Annotated in this window: 20 protein-coding genes; 7 read left to right on the forward strand and 13 right to left on the reverse strand. The window is 60.3% G+C overall.

Annotation, left to right across the window (positions count from 1 at the left end):
• Positions 1-109 precede the first annotated feature (109 nt).
• Positions 110-2,107: a pilus assembly protein TadG-related protein gene (locus ACIOMO_RS14150; protein WP_401241431.1), complete on the forward strand. Its 1,998-nt coding sequence runs from the start codon at positions 110-112 to the stop codon at positions 2,105-2,107.
• Here the strand turns inward: ACIOMO_RS14150 and ACIOMO_RS14155 are convergent.
• Both ACIOMO_RS14155 and ACIOMO_RS14160 read right to left on the reverse strand, forming a co-directional pair.
• Positions 2,104-4,857 carry an ATP-binding protein gene (locus ACIOMO_RS14155; protein WP_401241433.1) on the reverse strand — a complete coding sequence of 918 codons (2,754 nt, stop codon included), beginning with the start codon at positions 4,855-4,857 and terminating at the stop codon, positions 2,104-2,106. The two genes, ACIOMO_RS14150 and ACIOMO_RS14155, sit on opposite strands and share 4 nt — an antisense overlap.
• Entirely contained in the window at positions 4,854-5,309 is a 456-nt protein-coding gene (locus tag ACIOMO_RS14160) for a TadE/TadG family type IV pilus assembly protein (protein ID WP_053116921.1), read from the reverse strand. Before ACIOMO_RS14160 ends, ACIOMO_RS14155 begins: the two co-directional genes overlap by 4 nt.
• A gap of 75 nt (positions 5,310-5,384) precedes the next feature.
• Here ACIOMO_RS14160 and ACIOMO_RS14165 point away from each other — a divergent pair, with 75 nt between their 5' ends.
• The 3 genes from ACIOMO_RS14165 (at position 5,385) to ACIOMO_RS14175 (ending at position 8,036) form a co-directional block, all read left to right on the forward strand.
• Complete coding sequence (locus tag ACIOMO_RS14165; protein WP_053116922.1) at positions 5,385-5,855, forward strand: prepilin peptidase; 471 nt, start codon at positions 5,385-5,387, stop codon at positions 5,853-5,855.
• A gap of 126 nt (positions 5,856-5,981) precedes the next feature.
• On the forward strand, positions 5,982-6,749 hold the full coding sequence (locus ACIOMO_RS14170) for a response regulator transcription factor (protein WP_159813489.1): 768 nt from the start codon (positions 5,982-5,984) through the stop codon (positions 6,747-6,749).
• A gap of 924 nt (positions 6,750-7,673) precedes the next feature.
• A complete protein-coding gene (locus ACIOMO_RS14175) occupies positions 7,674-8,036 on the forward strand; it encodes a DUF6124 family protein (RefSeq protein WP_401241437.1) in 363 nt (120 codons plus the stop codon).
• Between the two features lie 111 nt (positions 8,037-8,147).
• Here ACIOMO_RS14175 and ACIOMO_RS14180 read toward each other — a convergent pair whose 3' ends face one another.
• Genes ACIOMO_RS14180 through cpaB form a run of 8 tightly spaced genes read right to left on the reverse strand, consistent with a single transcriptional unit; the run spans position 8,148 to position 15,603 of the window.
• Positions 8,148-8,420, reverse strand: a complete 273-nt coding sequence (locus ACIOMO_RS14180) for a DUF3613 domain-containing protein (RefSeq protein WP_053116923.1) — start codon at positions 8,418-8,420, stop codon at positions 8,148-8,150.
• 10 nt (positions 8,421-8,430) lie between these two features.
• Positions 8,431-9,153, reverse strand: a complete 723-nt coding sequence (locus ACIOMO_RS14185; RefSeq protein ID WP_212546349.1) for a tetratricopeptide repeat protein — start codon at positions 9,151-9,153, stop codon at positions 8,431-8,433.
• A 23-nt stretch (positions 9,154-9,176) separates the two neighbouring features.
• A complete protein-coding gene (locus ACIOMO_RS14190; RefSeq protein WP_401241441.1) occupies positions 9,177-10,061 on the reverse strand; it encodes a type II secretion system F family protein in 885 nt (294 codons plus the stop codon).
• Between the two features lies 1 nt (position 10,062).
• Positions 10,063-10,947 (reverse strand): type II secretion system F family protein, encoded by an 885-nt coding sequence (locus tag ACIOMO_RS14195; protein WP_053116926.1) that lies wholly within the window; start codon positions 10,945-10,947, stop codon positions 10,063-10,065.
• 18 nt (positions 10,948-10,965) lie between these two features.
• Positions 10,966-12,234 carry a CpaF family protein gene (locus tag ACIOMO_RS14200; RefSeq protein ID WP_053116927.1) on the reverse strand — a complete coding sequence of 423 codons (1,269 nt, stop codon included), beginning with the start codon at positions 12,232-12,234 and terminating at the stop codon, positions 10,966-10,968.
• Positions 12,231-13,421: a pilus assembly protein gene (locus ACIOMO_RS14205; protein WP_400648964.1), complete on the reverse strand. Its 1,191-nt coding sequence runs from the start codon at positions 13,419-13,421 to the stop codon at positions 12,231-12,233. Before ACIOMO_RS14205 ends, ACIOMO_RS14200 begins: the two co-directional genes overlap by 4 nt.
• The gene (locus tag ACIOMO_RS14210) at positions 13,418-14,641 is read right to left on the reverse strand and encodes a type II and III secretion system protein family protein (RefSeq protein ID WP_212546352.1); all 1,224 of its coding nucleotides are present in this window, start codon (positions 14,639-14,641) and stop codon (positions 13,418-13,420) included. Before ACIOMO_RS14210 ends, ACIOMO_RS14205 begins: the two co-directional genes overlap by 4 nt.
• 20 nt (positions 14,642-14,661) lie before the next feature.
• Positions 14,662-15,603 (reverse strand): Flp pilus assembly protein CpaB, encoded by a 942-nt coding sequence (cpaB, locus tag ACIOMO_RS14215; protein WP_401241445.1) that lies wholly within the window; start codon positions 15,601-15,603, stop codon positions 14,662-14,664.
• A gap of 338 nt (positions 15,604-15,941) precedes the next feature.
• Here cpaB and ACIOMO_RS14220 point away from each other — a divergent pair, with 338 nt between their 5' ends.
• The 3 genes from ACIOMO_RS14220 to ACIOMO_RS14230 all read left to right on the forward strand — a co-directional run bounded on the left by ACIOMO_RS14220 (position 15,942) and on the right by ACIOMO_RS14230 (position 16,949).
• On the forward strand, positions 15,942-16,148 hold the full coding sequence (locus ACIOMO_RS14220; protein ID WP_282358226.1) for a Flp family type IVb pilin: 207 nt from the start codon (positions 15,942-15,944) through the stop codon (positions 16,146-16,148).
• A 120-nt stretch (positions 16,149-16,268) separates the two neighbouring features.
• A complete protein-coding gene (locus tag ACIOMO_RS14225) occupies positions 16,269-16,475 on the forward strand; it encodes a Flp family type IVb pilin (RefSeq protein WP_053116931.1) in 207 nt (68 codons plus the stop codon).
• Positions 16,476-16,538: 63 nt separating this feature from the next.
• Entirely contained in the window at positions 16,539-16,949 is a 411-nt protein-coding gene (locus tag ACIOMO_RS14230) for a response regulator (protein ID WP_053116932.1), read from the forward strand.
• 596 nt (positions 16,950-17,545) lie between these two features.
• Here ACIOMO_RS14230 and ACIOMO_RS14235 read toward each other — a convergent pair.
• From ACIOMO_RS14235 to ACIOMO_RS14245, 3 genes are all read right to left on the reverse strand, one after another.
• The gene (locus ACIOMO_RS14235) at positions 17,546-19,216 is read right to left on the reverse strand and encodes a ShlB/FhaC/HecB family hemolysin secretion/activation protein (RefSeq protein ID WP_401241449.1); all 1,671 of its coding nucleotides are present in this window, start codon (positions 19,214-19,216) and stop codon (positions 17,546-17,548) included.
• Between the two features lie 131 nt (positions 19,217-19,347).
• Positions 19,348-21,162 carry a collagen-like triple helix repeat-containing protein gene (locus tag ACIOMO_RS14240; protein ID WP_401241452.1) on the reverse strand — a complete coding sequence of 605 codons (1,815 nt, stop codon included), beginning with the start codon at positions 21,160-21,162 and terminating at the stop codon, positions 19,348-19,350.
• Positions 21,163-21,646: 484 nt separating this feature from the next.
• Positions 21,647-22,504, reverse strand: coding sequence for a MaoC family dehydratase (locus ACIOMO_RS14245; protein ID WP_401241454.1), 858 nt, complete (start codon positions 22,502-22,504; stop codon positions 21,647-21,649).
• Between the last annotated feature and the right edge of the window lie 2 nt (positions 22,505-22,506).

The raw sequence follows: 22,506 nt of genomic DNA on the forward strand, positions 1-22,506 counted from the left end.
CCTTCGGCAGCTCCTACAGGGATTCGTCAGCGTTCGTTTGCAGGCGCGTCTACACTCAATCGCATCAATGGAGGTAGCGCTCGGCAGTGCGCCGGCAAAGGAGTGCGCCATGTCGCCTCGTTCGCAGTTCAATGGCCCGGCCCGGCAACGCGGGGCGATCGGGTTGATGGCGGCTGCCACGCTGAGTGTGGCGCTGGTGGCGATGCTGTTGGTGGTCGACACCGGGCGCTTGTACATGGAACAGCGCAAATTGCAGCGGGTGGTGGATAACGCTGCGCTGGAAGCGGTGAGCCGTGGCGGCAACTGTCTGCCCGGTTTGACCGCTGCCACTTACGCCGGGCAAAGCGCGGTGCGTAATGGTTTTACCGTCGATGCCAACAACACCCTCGCCACCACCTGTGGTTCATTAGTCACGGCCGCGACCGGATTGCGTTCGTTCACCGTGGATGCCACGCAAGCGGCAGCGGTGCGCGTAGTCGGCAGTCACACCCTCACCACCAGTTTTGCCGGCGGCGTGCAGGCGTTGTTCAGCGGCACGGCGGTCAGCCTCAACACCACGCTTAACGCCACGGCCGTCGCCGCGAAACCCCAGCCGACCATCGCCCAACTGAACATTCGCAGCACCTTGGCCACGATCAATACCGCGCAATCGAACATCCTCAATCCGCTGTTTTCCGGGCTGCTGGGCGGCAACGTCAACCTCACGGCGCTGGGCTGGAACGGTTTGCTCAACACCGATATCAACCTGCTCAGCTACCTCAACCAATTGGCGATCAACCTCAATGTCGCCGCCGGCAATTACACGCAGCTGCTCAACACCCAGGCCACGGTCACCCAACTGATTCAGGCCGCCGCGACGGTGGTGCAACTCAACGGCGCCACGGCAGAGGTGATCACTGCACTGGGCCAGTTGCAGGTGGCGGCGATCAACGCGGCGCCGGTCAAACTTGGCGATATTCTGCAATTGCAGACCGGCACCACGGCGGCGGGGCTCGACGCCAATCTGCAACTGCTGCAACTGGTGCAGGGCGTGATTCAACTGGCCAACAGCAAAAGCGCGGTGGCGGCGACGTTGCCGATCAGTGTGTTGGGGCTGGCGAATGTCACGGTGAAGGTGAAGGTGATCGAGCCGCCGCAGTTTTCTGCGATTGGTGATCCGGCGCTGGCCAAGGTCGATCCGCTGGGGGCGAACCGGATTTATGTGCGCACTGCGCAAATTCGCACGCTGATTTCAACGAATCTGCCGGTGCTGAGCGGCGTGACCGGGCTGACCAACGCCGTGCTTGGACTAGTCGGTGCATTGACGCCGACGCTCAATGCGCTGCTGAGTCTGGACTTGGTTGGCACGCTTAACTCGCTGGGCTGCCTGCTTGGCGCGGGTTGCGAGCAACTGGATCCGCAACTGCTGCCGACGCCGCGAATCGACATCAGCCTGGATGTTGGCGGTGCGAAAAGTTATGTCACCGATTTCCGCTGCCCGACGGGCGCTACCGGCACCAAAAGCCTGACCGCCCACACCATCACGTCGATTGCCGACCTCAAACTCGGCAAGATCGACGCGACCAATGCGTTCTCTTCGGCTGCCGAACCGACGGTGGCGCCGTTGGCATTGATCGATCTGGGTATCGTCACCTGCCACAAAATCCTCGGGCTCGGAACCTGTGATGCATCCACCCACGTCCCTTTCGGCGCCGGCGGTATCGGCATCATGCTCGACACCAGCGTCGCGCAAAACTCGCAGGATCTGGTGTTCTCCAGCTCAACGCCGTTCGCCACCCCGGCCAACCTGAAATTGCCGCCGAGCATTCAGGCGGCCGTGCCGACTACCAACATCGTCAACAGCCTGTCGAACACGCTGGCGGGGGTTAACCTGATTGTCTATCGACCGCTGGGTAGCAATCCGTTGGGTGCCATTGTCACGGGCGTCGCCTCACTGATCAGTGACGTCACCAACCGTTTACTCCCTGCGGTCACCGCTGTGCTGAGTCCCTTGCTGGATCCTATTCTCAACAACCTGCTAAAAAGCCTAGGCATCAACCTGATGGACGTCGACGTCGGCGCCAACATGACCTGCGGGCAAACCGGCAAAGCCTATCTAGTCATCTAATCGTCCGCCGCAATCGGCAGTTCAATACAAAACCGCGCGCCCTCGACCGAGTTGCGCACGCTCAAAAGCCCACCCATGTTGTCGATAATCCCGTAACTCACCGACAGCCCCAACCCAGTGCCGACACCAATCGGTTTGGTGGTAAAAAACGGCTCGAAAATCCGCTCGAGCAAACGCGGATCAATGCCGCCACCGTTGTCCTCGACCCACAGCCTGACCTTCTCATCATCACGCTCGGCATAAATCGAAATCCACGGTTTGAAGCTCGAATCCTTCTCACGCTTGCTCAACAACGCATCGCGCGCGTTGACCATCAGGTTGATCAACACCTGCTCCAGTTGATCGACATAACCGCGCACCTGTACCTGAAAACCGGTGTCGCTGATGCGCAGATCCACGCCTTTTCCGCGCATGCCTTCAGCCAACAGTGACAACGTGCCTTCGATGGCCGACGCCGGATTGAACAGTTGCTGCTCGATCTCCGAACGGCGGCCGAACACGCGCATGTGATCGACAACCTTGGCCGCGCGCTGCACCTGCGCGTCGATGCGGTTGAGTTTGTCGGTCAGGTAATCGACCTGCACATCGCCGTTACTCAAGCGCTTGAGCACGTTGACGATGGCCATGCGCATCACGTTCAGCGGCTGATTGATTTCGTGGGCGAGCCCCGTGGCCATCTCGCCGAGGGTGGCCATTTTTGCGCTCTGCGTGAGCTGCTGCTGCGAGCGGCGCACTTCGGTGTTGTCGCGACCCACCGCTTGCACTTCGATCAACTGTCCGCGCTCATCAAACACACCGCGATCCGACCAGACCCACCAGGCATGTTCGCGGCCAGGCAATTGCAGACTTATTTCAGCGGTGCTTACCGGGTTGTCCGGGGTCAGCAGCGTCAGGCGCTGGACGAAAGCAGCGCGCTGCTCGTCGGACATCCAGGTGCCCAGATCGATACCCGGCAATTGCTCTGGCGTGCATTCCAGATAGTTAGCCAGTGGCCGGTTGCCGAAAGTCAGGGTCAGATCCGGGCGATAGCGGCAGATCATCGCCGGTGAATCTTCGACCAGAATCCGGTAGCGCTCTTCGCTTTGTTTGATCCGCTCAGCGGCCAGCGTCGCATCGGTAACATCCAGCCATAGGCCAACGGCTTCGACCGGCAAACCGAGGTCGTTGCGCAGCAGTTTGGCCTCGTCGAGTAGCCAGTGATAATCGCCACGGCTGTCCCGCAATCGATAACGCGCACGCACCGAACCTTCGCGCAGCAACTGCCGAGTACGCTGGAAATACACCTCGCGATCTTCCGGATGCAGGCGTTCGATCAGCGCCGCCGCCGTGCAATCCTCCAGACGCAAACCGAGCAACGGTTGCAGGCTGGCGCTGAAAAACGCCGGTTGCAATGCACCTTCGGCGTAGTGCTGCACGTAAATCACCGCCGGTGAACTGGCGATCAGATTGTCCAGCCGCGCATGGGCGGCGGCGGCCAGTTGCTGCTGGTTTTTGATGTCGCTGATGTCGAGCATGAAACCGACCAGCCGCCGGTGTTCGGCGCTGCCGGTGACTTGCCCTTGCACGCGAAACCACGTTGGCGCCTGCTCGTTATCCGCAGGGTGCAGACGCACGCTCAAGGTCAGCGGCTCGCCGTGTTGTTGCAGCGCGTGCAGGCCGCTGCGCATTTCCTCGCGATCGGCAGGATGGATCTGCGTCAGCCATTCTTCCTGGGTCAATCGTGTCGCCTGCAGTTGTAGGGCTGCAGCCAATGACGGCGCCAATTGCACCGCGTCGCCGACACCGGGGATTTCCCACCACCCGGTGCCGAGCAAGGTCTGTAGGGATTCCAGACGTTCGTGCTGGCGATGATGTTGCTGCTCGCGCAGACGCCCGAGCAACGGCGCCGCCAGTGAACTCGCCAGCCACATCCAGTCGCGCACGGTCAGATAGGGCGCGGCGTGATCAACGTCGTAAAAACCGCAGAGCAACCATGCGACCACGCCGCGATCATCGCTGTAGGGCACGGCAAAACCGTCGGCGTTGCCGAAGATGATCTGTACGCGCGAATGTTCGTTGAGGCCGTGGTGCGCATCGAGTCGCTGCGGCGCGGTGCCGTTCAAACTGTCGAGCGGCGTGCCCAGTCGCTGACCGTCGTGCCACAGCGTCGGCGCGTCATGGGCCTGGAACTGCCGATAGATTTGCCAGCCCTGTTCCTGTTCATCGAGCAGCGCCAATGCCAGACAAGGGATGTGCCAGCGCTGGGCGATGACTTGCAGTTGTTCGCTGACAATCGCCGGCAAACGCAGCGGGCCGCAACTGCGCAATTGTTCGCTGATTTGCCCGGCGATCACTTGGCAGGCGTCGTGGTGACGCGCTTGCTGGCGTTCGATGAGCAAGTCGGCGATGTCCATCAATTGCAACAGCCAGCCGTTGCCCCAGCGCTGCGCCCAGCCGCGCAAATGCAGTACCTGATCGCCGAGGCAGGCGAAGTCGAGATCGAGCAGTTGCCCCTGCCAATCACTTGGCTGGCCCTCGATGGCCAGGCAACTGTGGGCAAGCAAGTAGTCGCTCAGCGGTAACGGTTGAGCATGAGGTTTCTGTTGTTCCAGTACATGGCGCAACGGCCCGGCCATCTGCAATACCGCGCCGTCATCGTCGAGATGAATGTGCAGGCCCAGCATCGGCGAGACCAGAGGCTCCAGCGGTTCGTGAGCGACGATCGCTGAACGCTTGAGCAACCGCCCGAAAAGTTTATCGCCCGCCGTCAAAATTGCAGACTCGATTGGGCGGTCAGATTGGTCGGCAGGCTGGGCACGGTGCCAACTCCCGGCAGCACCAGAAACGGCAGCACCTGATTGAGTTTGCTGACCGGGTAATTGACGCTGACGGTGAGCGTGCCGTTGAGACCTTTAGTGCTGTCGAAAACCGCGCTGGTATCGGTGCCAATCACCAAATTGAACGACGACGGCACCCAAGACAATTGTTGAGTCAGTGCTGCATTCGCAGCATTGACGACCGCCGTCGCATAACCGGGCGTCGTCGGGTCAATGGCGACGCTACGGCGCACGGCTTCAGCCGTCGCCTGATTGAACGATTGCATCATCACGAACGGCAGGCTGTAGCTGATCAAGCCGTAAAACACCGCAAAAAAGATCACGAACACCAAGGCGAACTCAATCGCCACCGCACCTTTTTGCGACTTCCGAAAGCCGTTTTTCATGAGTGCGTCTACCCTGACAGTCACTGCGTAGTATCAGCATAGAATCATTCAGCAAAAACGGACGGTTTTTACCGGATGCAGAGTTTTATCCTTCTCGTATGGCTGCTGGTTTGCGCCGCCCAGGACGCCCGGCAGCGGCGCATCACCAATCTCTTGACCGTCGGTGTCGGTGCCTTGGCGCTGGGGTTTTTATTGGCCACCGGCAGCACGTGGCTGGGGGCTCAGGCCGGGCAGGGTGGCTGGGCGGTTTTGTTGGCGTTGGCGTTCACCCTCCCGGGTTATTTGATGGGCCGCATGGGCGCCGGCGATGTGAAATTAATGACAGCTCTGGGCCTTGCGACGGACGGTATTTTCGTTCTGTGGACATTTGTCGGCGCCGGTATCGCCAGCGTGCTCTGGCTGCTGCTCGCGCCAAGAGTCTGGCTGCATATGAGTCAAGGGCTTAGAGATCGTCTTCGATATTTGGGCCCGGGATCGTCAAAAAAGCTGCCATTTGCGCCGTTTGTGCTGCTCGGCACGGGGCTGGCTTTCTATTGGATCCACTAGTCGCCGGGCGCCACTAGTTCTATGTACATAGTCGGAAAGTACGTCTACTTTCAAAGAAGCTGGTTATACAGCCAAGGGCTGTCAGTACAGGAATGGTCAGCTTTGGCCTAGGGCATGGAGTGGCACGTGAACAAGCTTACGTCTGCGGTAAAAGTCCTCGTGGTTGATGATCAACCCTTGATTGTCGAGGAGTTGTGCGAGTTTCTCGAGTCCAGCGGTTATCGCTGCGTCCCCTGCGTTTCCAGCCAAGAGGCGATCGAGCGTTTTACTGAAGACGCGCAGATTGGTCTGGTGTTGTGCGACCTGCACATGCCGGGGATGGACGGCATTGAACTGGTGCAGGCGTTGCAGCGCCTGGCCGGCAAGCAGCGGGCGTTCGAGGCGATCATGTTGACCGGGCGCGCGGACAAGCAGGACGTGATCAAGGCGTTGCGCGCGGGGATTGCTGATTATTATCAGAAGCCGATTGATCTGGCGGAGTTGCTGGAGGGTTTGCAGCGTCAGGAGTTGGCGTTGCAGGAGCGGCACAAAAATGTGCAGCTTGGGCATTTGAATCAGAAGTTGCAGTTTTTGTCTGAGTCGATTGATGACCTTTACCAGGATCTGGATAAGGTTCGGCGTAGTCCTGCGACGGTGGTGCGGGATAGGTTGGGTGGGGAGGTTGAGGCGGCGGAGATGCCGGAGATTTTCAATCAGTTGTCGCCACGGCAGTTGGATGTGGCGCGGTTGGTGGGGAAGGGGCAGACGAATTATCAGATTGCTTGTGAGTTGGGGATTACCGAGAACACGGTGAAGCTTTATGTTTCGCAGGTTTTAAGGTTGACGCATATGCATAATCGGACGCAGTTGGCGTTGGCGCTTTCGCCTGGGCGGGGGCGGGTTACGGCGCATTGATTTGGGTACATATCCGGTATTTGTGTGATGGCGGATTAGGGTTCCGCCCTTACGGCGGGTCACTTTGGCAAACGCCCCAAAGTAACCAAAGGTCTTTGCCCTGACGTCCGGCCCTCGCTAAGGCTCGGGTTCCTTCGCTCCGGGTTCATCCGGGGGCATCGCCTACGGTTTGCTTCGCTGCACCTCCTCTCGATGCTTTCCCCGTATGAATCCCTCCCGCTCAGCCTCCCGACGGGCTCTAAGATCAAAATCAAAAGCTTGTCGAGCTTGCGCTCATCCTGTGTAGGAGCTGCCGAAGGCTGCGGTCTTTTGATCTTCGCTGGATTCGCCCCTCACCCCAGCCCTCTCCCGAGGGAGAGGGAGCCGATTTTTGGGCTTTTCAAAACTTGAGTTCAACTCGGTATCCCACGTCGGCGTAACTCGCCCAAACACCCGGATCAGTCCCCTCTCCCTCCGGGAGAGGGCTAGGGTGAGGGGCTTTTGATCCAAGCTTTAAAACTCAAGTTCGGCTCGGTATTTCACGTCGGCGTAACTCGCCCAAACACCCCGGTCAGTCCCCTCTCCCTCCGGGAGAGGGCTAGGGTGAGGGTTTGCTTTTGGTTGTTTAAAAGTGTGTGAAATTTGTCGAACCTTCCCACAGGGTTTTCAGGTTGTCCGTCGGACGCGCGCGCTCTAGTCTCTGCCTGTCGCTGCCAATTCAGCGACCAGGTGTGGAAACCTGTATCAAGTAGATGCATTGCATCGCTACCGTAATCATTGTCGGCGTCTTCTTTCGTCTGCAAACTGTGTCGCGGCGGCTGTGCGTGGGCAGACTTTGGTCTGGCCGGTTGCCTACTTATCGGTTTTCCACCCTGCGTACAGCTGCCACCTTTTGTCGTGTGGAAACGGCAAGAGTTGGCTCTCACTAGGAAGTAGGAGCTTTTCATGGACAAACTGATTCTCGATCCCCCGCACGACCTCACCACCCCACTCGCCGAAGCCATCCGCGCCGACGATCAAATCAAAAACCGCGAAGCCATCAAACGCGCCCTCGATTTCTACCTCAGCCCAGCACCCGAAAAAGCCTACCAACCCAGCACGATGTTCCTCGTCCATCCCAATGTCGATACCGAAAGCCTGCTCGCCCACGCATGCGAATCACTGGCCTCGGCGAGTGCCATGGCGAGTAATTTTGCGAATGAGTTGAGTGGTTTGCAGAGGAGTACGGCGTTGGCGATTCAGCAGATTGTGATGCTTGCTGAATTGACGGTGAATCGTGCGCTGGATCGGGTTGATCCGCAGACCTGACACCGACTCCCTGTAGGAGCTGCCGAAGGCTGCGATCTTTTGATCTTGATGCGAAAAAAGCGAGATCAAAAGATCGCAGCCTTCGGCAGCTCCTACAGGTTATGGGGTCTGTTAGTTCTTGGTCTCAATCTTCCCGCCCGCATCCGGGTCATACAGATCCGGGATTTCGTATTTGTATTTTTTGATCCAGCGCTGCATCGCCAATTCACGCTCAGTGGCGGTCGCCGGTTGTGGGTTTTTCGAGGCGGCCTGGTTGCGGCTTTGCAGGACGAGCCAGCCTTCGGTTTCCTGTTGTTGCGCCGAGGCGGGGCCGGCGTCGATGGCGTGGGCGCTGAGGGGCAGGCTGAGCAGGGTCAGGTAGCACAGGCCTTTGACGGGGTTCATGGCTGTCTCCTTATTTGATCGAGGACGGCAGTGGGTCGGCGACGACCGCGACCTGGTTGCCGGGCACGGGTTTGGCTTTGACCGGGGCTTTGAGTTTTTCCGCGCGTTCCTGGGCTTCGGTGAATTGATCCGGGGTCAGTTTGGCGCGGCTGACGATTTCGGCGGCTTGCGGCCAGTTGTTCTGGTAGAGCAGTAAGGTGACCAGGTTCTGCGCCGCCAGTTGGTTGTTTTGCTTGAGTTCGAGGGCGGTGAGGAATTCGAAGCTGGCGTCGTTCAGGCGCAGTTGGTTGAGGTAGACCACGCCCAGGTCGTTGCGGATTTTTTCGTCGGTGGGCGCCAGGCGCACGGCGCGTTGCAGGTGCGCCTGGGCCTGGCCGTTGTCGCCGCGCGCGGCATAGAGTTGGCCGAGGCCGTGTTCGGCTTCGGCGGTCAGGCAGCCGCCGACGAGGCTGCGGTAAAGCGGTTCGGCTTCGCTGCGGCCGAGCAGGCGATAGACCTTGGCTTTGCGCAGACGCACTTCGCTGAGGTTGTCCGGCAGGCTTTCGAGGTTGGCGAGGCTGGCGTGCAGTTTGCCGTCGTTGGCCAGGTCGTCGGCCAGGTTCAGCGCCAGTTCCTGCTCCGAGGACAGTTTGCTGCAACTGGACGGCGACAGTAACGACGTCCACGGCGCCTGGCCGTTGGTGGCGCAACCGCCGAGCAGCAGCAGACTGGCGATGACTATCAGTACTTTCATCAAACACACTCCATGAGTCGGATTCAGGATGCAAACGCCCGGGTAATCGCAGTGAAGCCGGGGCCGGCGAGGACGATCAGCAGCGCCGGGAACAGAAACAACATCATCACCACCGACATTTTTGCCGACATCTTCGAGATGTATTCCTGCAAGCGTGTCAGGCGCCGGTCATCCAGCAGTTGTTTGAGCGCAAGCAGCGATTTCATCGCGCCGCCGCCCTGTTGGATCAGTTGTTGAAGGATCACGCAGGTGTCGGTGAATTCGTCGACGGCGAGCATCACTGCGGCTTTGTTCAGCTCCTGACCGAGCTCCAGACCGGAGTCGACCCGGACGAGGATCAGGCGCAGTTCGCTGGTCAGTTCCGGCAGCAGTTTTTGCCCTTCGATGCTCAGCACGCGCAGCGCTTGTTCCACCGCCATGCCGGATTCGAAGAGGATGCGCAGCAGCGGAATGAACGTCGAAATTTCCACCGAGATGATTTTCTGCCGACGCCCGGCGGCGTAGGCGAGTAGGCGTTTGGGCAACAGGTAACCGGCGCCGGCAGCGAGCATCGGCATGATCCATTCGTTATCGGCGTGAGGGAAAAACACTTCCTGCAGAAACACCGCGACGCCAAGAGTCAGCAACGGCGTACCGATCTGGCAGGCGGCGAACAGCGCGCGCTCGTTGGCGCGGCGCCAGCCAATGCGGCTGAGCAGGGTTTGGGTTTCGCTGTCGATGGTTACCGAGCGCCGACCAAAACGCGTGTTGCCGAACGCGCGCAACCAAGTGCCGAAGCGGTTTTCGCGCACCAGCTGTCCCTGCAAACGCTGGTTGACCTGGCGCACGCGACGGCGCTCGGTGAGCAAGTGGTTGGCCACCAGCAGCAGCGCACCGAGCAATAACATCAGGGCGGCGAGATAGAGCATTTCAAACACTCCGCAACATGCGCCACAGCGCCAGGCATCCGAACACTTGCAACAGCGCTGCGATGATCAACATGGTGTGGCCGCCCGAGTCGTGCCACATGCCGAGCATGTAACCCGGATTGGTCAGCATGAAATAGCTGACGAGGATGATCGGCAGCGAGCCGAGCACCCACGCGGTCATCCGCGTTTCGCCGGTGAGGGCGCGCAATTGACGCGCGCCCTGATCGCGTTCGCGGATCAGTTTGATCAGGTTCTCCAGCAGTTCGCTGGCGTTGCCGCCGTAGCGGTGATTGACCTTGAGGCCGAGGGCGAACATGCGCAGTTCGTCCTGCTCGTACAGCTCGGCAAAGTCGCTGACGGCGTCAGGCAGATTGACCCCCAGTTGTACGTTGCGCTGCACCCGGCCCATGGCTTTTTTCAGCGGATCGTCACTGGCCTCGATGCCGCCCATGACCGCGTCGCTCAAGGTGCGCCCGGACTTCAAACTGCGCACGGTGTGATCGAGTAACTGCGGCAGTTGCTCGATCATGCGCTTGATTCGGCGCCGATAAAGGAAGGCGATGTACAGCCGCAAAATCAGCGGCGGAGCGACCAGCATCACCAGCAAACCGACCCAGTCGAACAGCAGATAACCGAGACCAATGGAGACCGCCCACAGGCTCATCCACAAGCCGAAACGCTCGGTCGGACGGCCCAAACCTGCGCGCAAAAACATCCGCTCAAGGCCCACCCATTTCGGTTTTTCTTCGGCCAGTTGCGGTTGCCCGGCGGCCAGTCGACCGAGGACTTTTTCGTTGGCGGTTTTGCGTATGCCGTGCAGAAACAAACGGATCGACAGCCCGAGCAAAACCAGACACAAGGTGATGAGAATGACCGGTCCCAGCATGCTCCGTGCTCCTTGCCGTCAGCCCAGATGAGTCTCGTGGCGCAACTTGTCGCCCGCCGGATTGACCGCTTCGCGGAGGAAGCCGAAACCAGTGCGGCGGTCGAGGCGGAACAGGGTGTTGGTGACGTAGACGTCTTCGCGGATGCCGACCACTTCCACCACTTCGCTGACGCAGCGGCGGCCGTCGGGCATGCGGGTCAACTGGATGATCACGTCGAGCGCCGCGCAGATCATCTGGCGCAAGGTGCGCTCGGCGATGGCGCGACCGGTCAGCCCGACCAGCGTCTCCAGACGCAGCAGCGCATCCTGCGCATTGTTGGCGTGGACGGTGCTCATCGAACCGTCGTGGCCAGTGTTCATCGCGGTCAACACATCGACCACTTCGACGCCGCGAATCTCGCCGAGGATGATGCGGTCGGGGCGCATCCGCAGGGCGTTGCGGATCAGGTCGCTGGCCTTCACTTCGCCGTGGCCCTCGGCATTCGGCGGACGGGTTTCCAGACGCACCACGTGCGGGTGGCCGAGCTGCAATTCGGCGACGTCTTCGATGGTCACCAGACGTTCGTGCGGGTTGATCAATTGGCTGAGGATGTTCAGCAGCGTGGTTTTGCCGGTGCCGGTACCGCCGCTGATGAGAATGTTGCAGCGCTTGCCGACCGCGTCCTGGAGGAACTCGAAGATCTGCAGATCGATGGTTTGCATCGCCATCAGGTCGCTGCTTTTCAGCATGTCTTTACGGAATTTCCGAATCGACAGGCACGGGCCGTCGAGGGCAATTGGCGGAATGATCGCGTTGACCCGGCTGCCATCCGGCAGGCGCGCATCGACCATTGGCGACGACTCATCAAGACGCCGACCGAGCGGCGCGAGAATCCGCTGCATCACCCGTTCAACGTGATGCGCATCGATAAAACGCAGGTCACTTTGGTGCAGCACGCCGTCGCGTTCGATGAACACCCGGTGCGGGCCGTTGACCAGAATTTCCGTCACCGTTGGATCGCGCAGCAGCACTTCCAGCGGGCCAAAACCGGTGAGCTCGTCGACGATTTCTTCGCCCAGCCGCTCCATCTCATAACGCGAGATCGCCAGGTGCAAACGGGCGATGTATTCGGCGACTTTGTCGGTGACGAATTGCGCGAGTTGCTGGCGCGAACCCTCCAGCAGGTTTTTTCCCGACTCTTCGATGGCATCGATGATGTAGCGGTGCAGTACCAATTTCAGGCCTTCGTGGTCGGTGTTGCCCACCGCCCCGCGTTGCGGCGAGCCGAAGAGTTTTTCGCTGCTCATGTGTTGCCTCGCAGACGCCCGAACCAGGTGACTTTCGGTTTCGCCAGCCCTTCGGAGCGTTTCGCCAGACGTTCGCCGAGGGCGCGCAGGCTTTGCGTGAGTTTTTCTCGCGGCGCCAGTTCGAACAGGCTGACGCCCTGATTTTTTGCGTTGAGGCGGACTTCGGCGTTGGACGCCAAAACCGCGATGACCTCGAGGTTGTAGGTCTTGCCGAGGGTTTCCGCATCCGGCGCGACGTTGCTTAAATAGCGGTCGATCAGCAGTCGGCCGTGGTCGAGTTTCATGCCTTTCTCGCGCCAGTTATTGAGCACGGCGAGGTTGCGTCGGCAGTTGAGCACGTTCTGATCGGTGTACCAGAGCAGCTTGTCGCAATGGCTGACAAAAGTGCGCAAGGCTTCGCTGTCGGCTTGCCCGGTGAGGTTGACGACGATGTGCTGGAAGTGCTGACGCAGGGCGCTGAGCAGCATGAACAATTCGGCGGCGCTGGTGGTTTCCAGCGGCTCGTCACTGCTGGCGTAAGCGAGGATGCGCAGCCCGGCTTCGGCGCTGGTGAAGGCGCTGTCGATCAGCGTCGCGTCGAGGCGTCTTAGATGGCGCAGGGCATCACCGAAGTGGAAAGAGCTCTCCAGCCCCAGCAGCGCGAGGCTGTCACCGCGCGGCAAACCGAGATCGAGCAACAAAGTTTGTTGTCCGCTCTTCTGCACGACCATCGCCATGTGATTGGCCAACAGTGCGCCGTCGGAGCTGCTCTGCACGCCATACATCACGGTCAGGCCACCCAGTTGCGTGTTCGGTGCCACCGGCGGCAGACGTTTGCTCAGGCGCCGCACCAATCCTGCGACTTCGCTGGAGCGCGAACCGTAGGCGACGAAATCCCGTGCGCCGGCGCGCATCGCATTCAGCACCAACTGATTGTCCATGCCATCGCCGAGGGCGACGATCGCCAGCATCGGTTTGGCTTCCAGCGCACCTTCGATCAGCGCGCTCTGCGCCACGACGTGTTCGCGATCGAGGCCGACGAACACCAGATTGGCGAAGGTGACATCGACCAGCGCGAGCAATTCGTCGAGGCTGCCGCCACCGGCGCTGACCACTTGGCCGAGCGGCGCAAGCGCGCTTTGCAGCCATTCCAGATCGGTGCTGTTGCGGGTGATGGCGAGGAACGTCTGGCTCAGGCTCTGGCTCATTGGGACAACCCGCTGCGCTTGTCGAAGTTGCCGTTTTCGAGGAAGAACATGCGATAGAAATTCGGGTCGTAGTTGCGCAGTTTTTCCCCCGGCAACGACGGCAGTTGCGCGTCGGCGGCCAGCGGCTGCACCAGGTGCGGTGTGACGATCATCAGCAGTTCGCGCTCTTCGCGTTTGATCTGCGAATCACGGAAAAACGCGCCCAGCACGGGGATGTCGCCCAGGCCCGGAAACTTGTTCACCTGCGAAGTGTTGGTGGTGCTGATCAAACCGCTGATGACGAAACTTTCGCCGTCGGCCAGCGACACACTGGTGTCAGTGCGGCGTACGGTCAGCGCGGGCACTGGCGTGCCGCCGATGTTGATGGCGTTGGCGTAATCCAGTTCGCTGACTTCTGGTGCGACTTTGAGGGTGACGCGATTACGGTCGATCACGGTCGGCGTCAGCGTCAGACGAATACCGAATTCCTTGTATTCGATGGTCACTGTGTCGCTGCCGGAGCTGGGCACCGGAATCGGGATTTCGCCGCCGGCGAGAAAGCTTGCGCTCTGGCCGCTCAGCGCCACCAGACTCGGCCGCGCCAAGGTGTAAGCGAAGCCGCTGCCTTCCAGCGCATTGATGATCGCCATGGTCTTGCCGCCGATCCACGAGAAGTTGAACAGGCCGTTGTTCACCGGCAAGCGTGGCTGCGGCACACCATCAATATTCGGCAATGTGCCGGGCGAGCCGAACAGGAAGTTGCCGCGCACACCGATCAACGAGGCGGTGGCTTCCTTGAGTTTGGTGCGGCTGACTTCGACGAAACGAATGTCGGTCTGCACTTGCGACGGCAGGGTCGGATCTTCTGACGGCGGCAGGCTGGCACCGGTGAGTGCAGCGGTGGCGGCGCCTTGCACGAACACCATGCTCTGGCGCGGTTCGCTGGAGCACGACGTCCAGACCATCAGGCTGGTGGCGCCGGGCGCGACGCCGGTGAGCAGAAAAGACGAGCTGCCGTTGGCGTGCACGTCAGCGATCTTCGGATCGCCAATCGCCAGCCGCGTGATCGCCACCGGTGATTGCACATCCTGTTGAAAGCCCTCGCCGATCTCGATCACCGGCGGCATGCGCCCGAGTGCCGAGCAATTACCGGTGGCCGCCCACACGGCGTCCATCGACAGGCCCATCAACAACATGGCCTGCAGCATTGGTTTTAAGGTCGGCCAGCAACGACTCGGCATGCACTTGGATCCTTGCGCAATCATGGGGTTTGTTGAGTGATCTGGTTGCCGCGAATGATCTCCACCGCCGGCCGTGCAACTGCCCCGGAGCCACCGCTGGACGGCACTTTTGGCGCCGCGCCGAGGGCCAGTTGGGTGAACTGGAAGAGTTGACTGTTGGCGTTATCGATGTGGGCGGGCGCCTGACTTTCGCCGGCCCAGTATTTCGCCAGACGTTGTTCTTCACTGCTGCGCACGGCCAGGCGCAACGTGCCGACCTGGGTGGCGAGCATCATCCGGCTGAGCAGTTGTTCCGGCACCGCCAGCACCACGGTGCGTGCGGCGATGCGGCGCTGATCCTGTTTGATTTTTTCATCGGCGCTCAGCGCGGGGGAGGCGGGTTGGCCGTCGTTGGTCAGGCCGTATTGATCGCCGACGCCAAGTACGCGCATGGCGGGTAAAACAATCTGCGCCGACTGCTGCAAGTTGCTGCCGTCCTGGCGCAGATAGAGAAGGACATCGACGTAGTCACCGGGAAGCAATTGCCCGGCAGCGCTGATCACTTCATCGACGGCCAGGGTCAGCGCGCGTTCATCGCTGTGGATCATGCGTGCCAGTGAGCCACCGGCGGAGAAGCTTTCATCATTCAGCCAGGTGCCGGCGCTGAGGTGCCGCCACGGTGTGCGACCGACCGCTTGATCAACGCTGCTCAAGCTGCCGGCCGGGGCGCTGCGCAGTTTTTCCACGGTGACGTCGGCGGCGGTCAGCGGCGAAAACGGTGGCACGTCGTGGAGCAGAACCACCACCGGTTGGCGGGTCTGGTCTTCGGCGATCGCGACAGTTTTTTCAACGGTGACGTTCGGCGCGGCAGGCGCCTCGGCCACAGGTGCCGGTTGGCGGCTGAGCACCAGCCCCCAGTAACCGACAAAAACGGCGCCGAGCAACAACACTGCTGCAAGGCCCATGGTGACGCGACTGTTCATGACGGCTCTCCCTTTCCTGCTGCACGACCCACCGCTTTTTTCAACGAGAGATTTCGCAATCCGGCAGCTATGAACATTCAACTATTTCGCTATTTCCACGCTAGCTGATCCAAGCCAAAACGCCATTAGTGACAGACAAATAACTGACTAAAGTAGGGGTGTTGGCCAATTAACAGCAGGAAACGGCCGATCACCAATGGACTAATCCTTTGTGATTAATCCGTTCTTACAGTTGTTGGGAGGGAGTTTGTTGACAATGCTCAAATGGCACGGTGGAACCTTGCCGCTGTAGCGTGACATCGGCGCCAAAGGCGCGAAGGAGTGGACGTATGTTTCGTATGACTCTCGACTATCTGCGGGCACGTGCCCGGACATTCTGCAAAAGCGACGAAGCGGCGTCGGCTATTGAATACGCGATTGTTGTGGCGATGGTCGCCGTGGTTGTCGTGGTATTTGTGACACCTGTCGGCGATAAGGTACTGGCGATTTTCAACGTCATTCTGACCAAGCTTGGCGGTACGGCGCAGACCAAGCCGGGTATCTGATCGAACTCACTCTTCCCTTATTCATTGCTTGCGCGCGCTAGTGAATTGCGAGCGCAGGTTTTGACGAGGCTGTTGTTTTTTTCCGTATCCGGCCAGCGGCTGGAACGCAGGAGAATGGCCATGTTTCTTGATTATGTGATTACGCGCGTGCGCTCGTTTCTGGCGAGTACTGAAGCGGCGTCGGCTATCGAGTACGCGATTGTGGTTGCGATGGTCGCTGTGGTGGTCGTGGTGTTCGTTACGCCGATCGGAGCGAAGGTATTAGCGATCTTCAACAGTATTCTGGTGTCCCTGGGTGGCACTGCGCAGACCGCTCCGACGCCTTGATCGCGATGATGGGCGAATGACGCGCTACACTCGGGTTCACTTTCGGTTTTTCAGGGATTGCCCATGACTGCTTCCTCGCTGCCGCGCCAACAGTTGCTTCTGGTTGACGATGAGGAGGATGCGTTGCTGGAGCTGGCTGAGTTGCTGGAGGGTGAGGGGTTTGTGTGTCATACGGCGACGTCGGTGAAGTTGGCGTTGCATCATTTGACGCGGCATCCGGATATTGCGTTGGTGATTACCGATTTGCGCATGCCTGAGGAGTCGGGCATGTCGTTGATCAAGCGCTTGCGTGAGCATACGTCGCGGGCGCATTTGCCGGTGATTGTGATGTCGGGGCATGCGGATATGGAGGATGTCAGTGATTTGCTGCGGTTGCAGGTGGTGGATCTGTTTCGCAAGCCGATTTATCACGTGAGGTTGTTTGAGACTTTGGATAATTTGTTTCCCAAGCCTAGGGGGGTTGGGCGGGGGTGAGTTTTTGGGGGTATATCCGTTTTTTTTGTGATGGCGGATATGGGTTCCGCCCTTACGGCGGGTCACTTTGGCAAACGCCCCAAAGTAACCAAAGGTCTTTGCCCTGACGTTCGGCCCTCGCTAGGGCTCGGGTTCCTTCGCTGCGGGATTGATCCAGGGTTCATCGCCTACGGTTTGCTTCGCTGCACCTCCTCTCGATGTGTTTGGCTGCGCCAAACGGTCGCTGCGCTCCCACCCCGGATCAATCCCTCCACTCAGCCTGCCGACGGGCTCCAAGATCAAGAGCTGCACCCGAGCTTGCGCTCATCGTGTTGAGTGGTGAAAAGCAGAGGCGATGGGGTTTTGCTTTTGATCTTCGTAGGAGCTGAGCTTGCTCGCGAAGGCGGCCTGACAGCCGACCAATCTCCACCTGAACACACCCAATCAAACTGTAGGAGTGAGCCTGCTCGCGATGGGGCCAATGCATCCAACCACCCCCTACCTGAATGCCTCCAACCCAAACTGTAGGAGCTGCCGAAGGCTGCGATCTTTTGATCTTGCTTTATGAAAACAACATCAAAAGATCGCAGCCTTCGGCAGCTCCTACAGGGGGCGCGTCATAGCTGATAACTAAAACTGATGCTGTAACGCGTCCGCCGATTGAAAGTATCGAGCGCTTCATCCGACATCGCTTTGGCCGCTTCCAGGGCAACGTTGTAGTACTTGGCATCGCCAAACCGTAATCCCAGCGCCGCCGAGGACAAGCTGTTCGCCTGCACCGGCAGTTGATTGAACCAGCTGCGCGAGCGATCCAGCACTACATACGGTTGCAGTATCCGCACCCAGCTTCCTTCGCGGTTGTAGCTGTAGTTGACCTCGTACGCCACGCCCCATCCCTTGTCGCCGGACGCTTGGTCATCGGGATAGCCGCGACCGAAATTCTGTCCGCCAAATACCGCGCGTTCGCTGTCGGGCACGCTGTCGTCGCTCCAGTACAGGGCGGCCGAGAGCACACCTTGCCAGTTGTCGAAGAATTTGTCGCTCTGCACCCCGGACAGTCGTGCGCGGAAGAAGTCGAGGTCGATGGCGCTGTTGTTGGTTTTTGCGCCCATGCTGTCGAGCCCCTGGTAGAGGCCGGCGCTGAGGATGCGCAGTTGTTTGGCATCGGCTTTGCGCCAGTCGCCTTCGAAGGCGAGGGCGCGGATGTCGGTGCGTTCTTCGACGCTCAGCGGGTAGCCGACGACGTTGTAGCGGGTTTTGTCGTTGACGGCGTAGAGGCGCGAGCCGGCGGTGAGCAGTTCATTGGAGGCGGCGATCAGGGGAACGGTGAAGCCGATCGAGTAGCGATCGTTTTCGCGGTGCGGTTTGAGTTCCAGGCCGTTGTCCAGTCGCAGGTTGGTGCCGGGGTCGGCGCGGTAGCGTGAGGCGGACAGGGCCAGTTGTGTGCCCTCGGATCCGAGGAATTGGCTGTAGTCGGCCCGGTAGTAATGTTCGTCATCGTCACCTGGCGGGAACAGGCCGCTGAGGGTCAGTTGTTCGCCCATCGAGGTTTGCGAATTGCTGCTGACACCGAGCAATGCTTGAGTGCCGTTGCGGTTGTCTTCGGTGGTGCTGAGTGTGCTGGTGAACGGCTTGCGACTGGCCTGGGCGATCAGTGTGGTGGCGCCGTCGGTGGTGCCCGGTGGCGGCACTTGCGCCTGGATGGTGACGCCGGGGATGCGTGTCATCAGCGTGGTGTAGCGTTCGAAGGTCTTGCGGGTCAGCGGGCGTTCGGCCTGGATTTTGGTGATGAATTTATCCAGCAGACCTCTGACGCGGCCGACGTCGCCTTCGACTTGTACGTCGCGTACGTAACCTTCCACCAACACCACCCGCGCCACGCCGTCGTCGAATTTCTGTTGCGGCAGGAACGCGTAGGACAACAGGTAGCCGTCCTGTTGATAACGGCGGGTGATGTTGCGCGTGGCTTCGATCAGGTCGGCGAGGCTGGTTTCGCGGCCGATCAGGGGCTTGTAGTTTTCTGCCAGTTCAGTGAGCGGGTAGATCGTGCCGCCTTCGATCTGCACGGTTTTCAGGTTGATCTTGGTGCTCATCATCAACGGCTGCGCGGCGGCAGCGCCGGGATCCGGGACTTGCACGGGCGCGGCGTTCGGGCGATAGGCATCGGCCGGCAGGTTGGGCACGGGCAGGTTGCGGATGGTTTCGTTGGAGTTGAGGAAGGTCGGCAGGGTGTCGGCGAGGGCAGTGGAACTGAGGCTGAGGAACAGCAAAGACGCCATTACGCGCATAGGACACTCCGTGGTCATCACAGCACCGGGCTGATTTTTCCTAAGAAAAAAGCGGAAGACTCGTGGGAATCTTCCGCCCTCAACCAAGCGTAGGCGCTGTAGGTGAGGCCGTCGAATCGGCCAGGTGCAATTTAGCGTTTGTTGCCTCCAAGGGCGCCGGTCAGACCACCGAGTACGCCGCCCAGACCACCACCGGTGGCGGTGCCGCCAGCGCCGGACGCGGTGCTGGTGACTGTGTTGAGTACGCCGCCGACAGTGCCGCCGACAGTGTTGACCGTATTGCCGACGGTGGCGCCGACGTTACTGACCAGTGAAGTGACCGGGTTTGTCGCGCCAGTACCTCCGCCCGCCGTGCCGGCGTTGACCAGGCCTCCGACAGCGCCGACGGTGGTGCCCACGCTGGCGACGGTGCCACCGACCGCGCTGAGAACCGGGTTGCTTGTTGCACCGGCGATGCCGCCACCCAGATTGCTGACTGCGCCGCCCACCTGTGCAGTGAGGCTGGAGACCGGGCTGCCAAGGCCGGTCGCTGCGCCGACATTTTGCGTCAGGCTGGTGACGGCTGTCGTGACCGGAGCAATGCCTGTACTGACGGTGTTGGTGATGGTTGCCAGGGTTGCGGTCGGTGCGGTGATCGGTGTGCCCGAACCGCCCAGAGCCGTGTTGAGCGAGGCGACGGTGTTGCCGACCGAGACGACGGTGCCGCCCGGAGCTGCCAGTGCGCTGTTGCCAGTGCTCAAGCCGCTGCCAACATTAGCTACCGCGCCGCCGACGGTTTGCAGCAGGCCGGTGCCGCCCAGACCACCACCGACACCACCCGAACCGCCACCGGTACCGTTGGATACCAGGCCGCCCGCCTTGCCGACGGCGGTGCCGGCATTGCTCAACGCTCCGCCGACTGTGTTGGTCAGGGCATTGCCGTTGCCAGCGCCGGTGACTTTGCCACCCAGGTCGTTAACGGTGCCGCCGACTTTCTGGATCACGCCGTTGAGTGGAGCGCCCAGACCGGTAGCGCTGCCGATCTTGTCGGTGGTGCTTTCAACCATGGCAATCACCGGCACCAGTTTCTGACTGACCTGGGTGGTTAAGCCGCCGAGGGGGCCTGTCGTCGTCGCTGTGCTCAGGGTGTCACCGAGCATGGTGACTTTTTCGCCGACGCCATCCAGCAAAGGGGCGACTTTGGTGACGATACCGCCGACCACTGGCACGCTGCTGGTTGCGGTGGCCAGTTTGCCACTGACATCGGATACGCCATCACCGACATCTGCTACTACGCCGCCGACCGATGACGCCGTGACGCCAACACCGTTGGGTGTGCTGGCCAGTTTGCCGATGCCGTTGCCCAAGCCATCCCCCAAGGTGCTGACGACATTGCCGGTGGTGTTGGCAACGCTTTGCACGACGCCACCCACCACGGGAACAGTGCTCAGGGAATCGCCGACCTGGCCAACGCCGTTGCCGACGCCGCTGACCGTGGTGCCGACATCTTGCACCAATGTCGTGGTCACCAAGGTAGGGACGGTAGGATTGGTCGGGTTGGTTGGATCTGTAGGGTTGGTCGGATTGGTAGGGTCGGTGCCGCCACCGGTTCCGCCTGTGCCTCCAGTACCACCGGTTCCACCGGTTCCGCCGGTTCCTCCGGTGCCACCCGTGCCCGCGGTGCCGCCATCAGTGCCGCCGGTACCGCCCGTGCCACCGGTGCCCGCAGTGCCGCCATCGGTACCACCCGTGCCGCCGGTTCCATCAGTACCGCCTGTGCCTCCAGTGCCGCCAGTTCCCGCAGTATCTCCGCCACCACCGGCGCCACCCGCAGCGCTGTCGCTAGCCGGCGCGGAACTGCCCGAGCTGCTGTGATGGCCGCCACCGCCGCTGCTGCAACCGGCGAGACCGAGAGAGAGAACCACTGCCAAAGCGATTGCAGATTTTGACCAGACTTGAGTTTTCATGATCGAGATTCCTTGCACCTGTCACAACGTTCGTTGCCTTCGATGACTCGCCGATTCATGTCGCCGGCAATGTCCTCGTCCGTTGCTGCAATCTCAGTCCAGGCGCGGGTTCCCGCCATTCTCAAGTTGGTATTAACGCCTTTATATAGAGGGCCGTTTGCAGCGCCTAAGGACTAATACCGAGGTGATAAACGCGCAAAAAAAAGCCTTGAAAATCAAGGCTTGGGTTTTTTCATTGGAAGGGAGGGGAGGCGGGAAAACTTAAGTGATATATACACAATTAACAGGTCGAACCTTCCGTTTCCGGGATCAACACAATCCTCTGTGCGACCTCAAGCCTGTGGTGAGGGGATTTATCCCCGTTGGGTGGCGCAGCCGCCCCAAGATCAGCAATCAGTTTCTTTCTGATACACCGCATTGAATGGACTCACGACTGCTTCGCAGCCGAACGGGGATAAATTCCCTCGCCACAAGGGTTCTGCGTTTATTGCGCGATCGGTTGCCACAGCCCGACCATATGCTCCAACTCCCCATTGCCCACTAACCGCAACTCACCACTCGACCCCGCCGCACTCGCCAGCAACGTCACCTCGCTCGGCAGTCGCACCGGCTTACGAAAGTGCACAGTGATTTCCAGATTGGCCTTGGGCAAATGATCGGCCAGTGCCGCCAATGTCCGTGCCTTGTTCCACAAACCATGAGCAATGGCCGTAGGAAAGCCAAACAGCTTGGCACTCGCCGCGCTCAAGTGAATCGGGTTGTAGTCGCCGGAAACCTTGGCGTACTGCCGGCCAATGTCCGCCGGCGCTTTCCAGCGCGCCACTTCGCTTAATGCTTGCGCAGGCTCCCAGTGCTGTTCCACCGGTTCGCCGTCGAGTTTCACCCCGCGACAAAGCATCTGGCTTTCCGCCTCCCACAACGGCCCGAGTTGGTCGTCCAATGTAGTCAGCAGATCAAACGTTGCGCCCTTGGGGTGCGGCTGCAAGTTGTGCACACGCACGCTGACCTGCGCGCGACTGATCCCGCCCATTGGCCGCAACACGCAAATGCGATTGCTCAGATGAATCAGCCCCAGCAACGGAAACGGAAACTCTTTTGCCGTGAGCAATTGCATCTGCAACGCGAACGCGAGGATATGTGGATAAGTCGGCGGCAACAGCCCGTCATCGGCAAAGCCGCAGACCTTGCGATAGTCCGCCAGGCGCTTGCCATCGACATCGACCCAACAGCGCAAACCGCTGTCGGGCAGGGTGGTGCCGGTGATTTTGCGTCGCGTCGCGGCCCGTGCGTAAAGCCCCGGCAGGCTCGGTTCGCGATCCAGCGTGTGCCATTCGATGCTCATGC

Source organism: Pseudomonas sp. NPDC087804 (assembly GCF_044742965.1).
GTDB lineage: Bacteria > Pseudomonadota > Gammaproteobacteria > Pseudomonadales > Pseudomonadaceae > Aquipseudomonas > Aquipseudomonas rustica.

Coding starts and splice junctions, on each gene's coding strand:
- ACIOMO_RS14245 (WP_401241454.1), bottom strand. CDS start 22,504: ATGAGCATCGAATGGCACACGCTGGATCGCGAACCGAGCCTGCCGGGG.
- ACIOMO_RS14190 (WP_401241441.1), bottom strand. CDS start 10,061: ATGCTCTATCTCGCCGCCCTGATGTTATTGCTCGGTGCGCTGCTGCTG.
- ACIOMO_RS14235 (WP_401241449.1), bottom strand. CDS start 19,216: ATGCGCGTAATGGCGTCTTTGCTGTTCCTCAGCCTCAGTTCCACTGCC.
- ACIOMO_RS14205 (WP_400648964.1), bottom strand. CDS start 13,421: ATGAGCCAGAGCCTGAGCCAGACGTTCCTCGCCATCACCCGCAACAGC.
- cpaB (WP_401241445.1), bottom strand. CDS start 15,603: ATGAACAGTCGCGTCACCATGGGCCTTGCAGCAGTGTTGTTGCTCGGC.
- ACIOMO_RS14200 (WP_053116927.1), bottom strand. CDS start 12,234: ATGAGCAGCGAAAAACTCTTCGGCTCGCCGCAACGCGGGGCGGTGGGC.
- ACIOMO_RS14180 (WP_053116923.1), bottom strand. CDS start 8,420: ATGAACCCCGTCAAAGGCCTGTGCTACCTGACCCTGCTCAGCCTGCCC.
- ACIOMO_RS14225 (WP_053116931.1), top strand. CDS start 16,269: ATGTTTCTTGATTATGTGATTACGCGCGTGCGCTCGTTTCTGGCGAGT.
- ACIOMO_RS14160 (WP_053116921.1), bottom strand. CDS start 5,309: ATGAAAAACGGCTTTCGGAAGTCGCAAAAAGGTGCGGTGGCGATTGAG.
- ACIOMO_RS14150 (WP_401241431.1), top strand. CDS start 110: ATGTCGCCTCGTTCGCAGTTCAATGGCCCGGCCCGGCAACGCGGGGCG.
- ACIOMO_RS14165 (WP_053116922.1), top strand. CDS start 5,385: ATGCAGAGTTTTATCCTTCTCGTATGGCTGCTGGTTTGCGCCGCCCAG.
- ACIOMO_RS14195 (WP_053116926.1), bottom strand. CDS start 10,947: ATGCTGGGACCGGTCATTCTCATCACCTTGTGTCTGGTTTTGCTCGGG.
- ACIOMO_RS14240 (WP_401241452.1), bottom strand. CDS start 21,162: ATGAAAACTCAAGTCTGGTCAAAATCTGCAATCGCTTTGGCAGTGGTT.
- ACIOMO_RS14185 (WP_212546349.1), bottom strand. CDS start 9,153: ATGAAAGTACTGATAGTCATCGCCAGTCTGCTGCTGCTCGGCGGTTGC.
- ACIOMO_RS14220 (WP_282358226.1), top strand. CDS start 15,942: ATGACTCTCGACTATCTGCGGGCACGTGCCCGGACATTCTGCAAAAGC.
- ACIOMO_RS14175 (WP_401241437.1), top strand. CDS start 7,674: ATGGACAAACTGATTCTCGATCCCCCGCACGACCTCACCACCCCACTC.
- ACIOMO_RS14230 (WP_053116932.1), top strand. CDS start 16,539: ATGACTGCTTCCTCGCTGCCGCGCCAACAGTTGCTTCTGGTTGACGAT.
- ACIOMO_RS14210 (WP_212546352.1), bottom strand. CDS start 14,641: ATGCCGAGTCGTTGCTGGCCGACCTTAAAACCAATGCTGCAGGCCATG.